The sequence below is a fragment of the Bacteroides sp. ET71 genome (assembly GCF_023336905.1).
Lineage (GTDB): Bacteria > Bacteroidota > Bacteroidia > Bacteroidales > Bacteroidaceae > Bacteroides.
On record NZ_JAMBLS010000077.1, the window covers coordinates 1 to 2,258 of the forward strand.

The window sequence follows — 2,258 nt, forward strand, 5'->3', positions numbered from 1 at the left end:
TCCATAGTGCAAAGAGTGTTATTCGCCGGAATGATGATGATGGTGATGGTGTGCAATGACTACTTTCATATTTGTGCATGTTTTACGCGACAAAAATAAAGTTTCTCTTTATAAAATCCAAGAATTTATCACAAAAAGATAGCAAATAAAGTCAATCAGCAAGTGTTATATCTGGAATACTATTTATTCCTGTAAGATACTTACGCCCCACGGCTCTAACGATAAAGAATCATTTTGACGATACTTACGCCCCGTAATCAACTCTTTCACTTTGCCGTAAGGTATATGAATGTTATTTTCCTGACTGCTATAATTAAAGACATAATGGATGTTATTCCCTTCGGCATTTACCCCCGATTTGATTATGATGGGAAAGACGAAACCGTCGGCTTTGATGATACCTGCCTTGACTGCTACCTCCCGAACAATCTTATTCAACAAATCCTGAGAAGGATATGTACCTATATAGGTCAACTGCCCCTTCCCATAATTATTTTGTGTAATAACAGGCCAACGTCCAAAGAATGGATGATCGGCATAAGCCAAAGGCGTAGCCGTTTCCGGTATGAGGAATTCATACCAGTCGCTGATTTGATGCTGGCCGTCCAACTGATAAGGATTATCCTTCAAAGACATAGCACCTATAGTAGAATATTCCTGATAGTAGAAGCCACACGCCTTGCGCAAAGGGCCCGGAGCCAATGTAGCCCGCACAGCAGAATGTTCATTACAATAACCGCTTTTATGCATCATGACAACATAACCTCCCCCTTCTACAAAGCGGTTAATAGCCTCCAGCAACTCATCGGATGCGACATATAAGGGCGGAATAACCAACATGGAATAGCGGCTGAAGTCATGAACCTTGTCACAGGGGATAATATCGGTTTCAATGTTCTGATAATACAATGCCTTATGAACCATATCAATCGGATAGTTACTCTTATCGGTATAGGGCATGAAGTTGAGCGCATGGTATGAATCATGACTATACAGGATGGCAACCTTGTTGGTTTTCTTCAGATTCACCAGCTTTTTCCCGATTCTTTTCAGCTCGGCCGCCGTGGCGCTGAATTCATTATATATCCTATTCGGCTCAAGATCATGTCCAAGCACCCCTTTCCAATAGGTTTCCTGACCATAATGCAGCGTGGACCAATGCCAATATTCCACCATGTTCGCTCCCGAGGCATAATGGCCATATACGTTCTGCCTCAGTTGGTTGTCATAAGGAGGGTATTGTGCCCGCGCATCCCATCCGGTAGCTTGCGCATTGGTTTCTGTAACCAGGTAATTGTTTCCCGCCACAGTCCGCATAAAATCTCCGGCATAGGTAAGGAATTGCCCGTCCTGACGGTCTTGCACGTCATGGTAAACGTTGATGGCCGGATACTCCATCTGGCGGAAGCTCTCCACCTGGTCGACGTTCTGGAAAGAAGGCATGAAGCAATGGGTAACGAACTGATCGTCCCGTTTATATTCATTCACGATATCGCACTGCCAGTTCAAGAAGTCGGCCACTTCCTTACGATTGTACCGTTCCCATTCATTCTTATAGGAAGGACTGGTCACACCATCGCGGGGATAGAATTCTTCCCACGTATGGATGTTCATCCCCCAATAGTTTAATCCCCATTCTTTATTCAAGGCTGCAAGGTCGTTGTTGAACTTCTGTTTCACATATTCCCGGAATCCCATGAAATAATCCCGGTTATTGACACCTCTGGCCTCTGTTTCGTTATCGACCTGATATCCTATGATAGCCGGATGATTGGCATAACGTGCCATCATCTTCCGGATGATACGTTCAGCATAATACCGATAGGTAGGATTGGTAAAGTCCATATTTTGCCTGATGCCATAATAAGCCTTATTGCCGTGGGTATATTCGGCCAATACTTCAGGATGTTTGTATGCAAGCCATGCCGGAATAGAATAAGTAGGCGTGCCTAAGATTACTTTGATGCCGGCCTCATGAAGTTTGTCCAAAATCCGGTCCATCCATTCAAAATTGAAGACCCCATCCTGAGGTTCAAAAACGCCCCAAGCAGATTCGCCGACACGTACGACAGAGAGGCCGGCTTTTTTCATCATTTCGATGTCTTTGTCCAAACGATCATAAGGCATATACTCATGATAATAAGCTGCTCCATAAAGAACATCATCAAAAGTATATTGGGCTTTCACATCCAAAAAAGACAGCCCCATGGCCAAGCAAACAATAAAACGGGCAAATTTCATAAATAGTTTCTATTTTT

Annotated in this window: 1 protein-coding gene; it reads right to left on the reverse strand. The window is 43.7% G+C overall.

Features of this window, described 5'->3' with window-relative positions; translation table 11 throughout:
- Positions 1-183 precede the first annotated feature (183 nt).
- Positions 184-2,241 carry a beta-galactosidase gene (locus M3090_RS15130; RefSeq protein ID WP_249057657.1) on the reverse strand — a complete coding sequence of 686 codons (2,058 nt, stop codon included), beginning with the start codon at positions 2,239-2,241 and terminating at the stop codon, positions 184-186.
- Between the last annotated feature and the right edge of the window lie 17 nt (positions 2,242-2,258).

Bases quoted from the DNA above. Each gene is read 5' to 3' on its own strand.
- M3090_RS15130 (WP_249057657.1), bottom strand. From the start codon at position 2,241: ATGAAATTTGCCCGTTTTATTGTTTGCTTGGCCATGGGGCTGTCTTTT.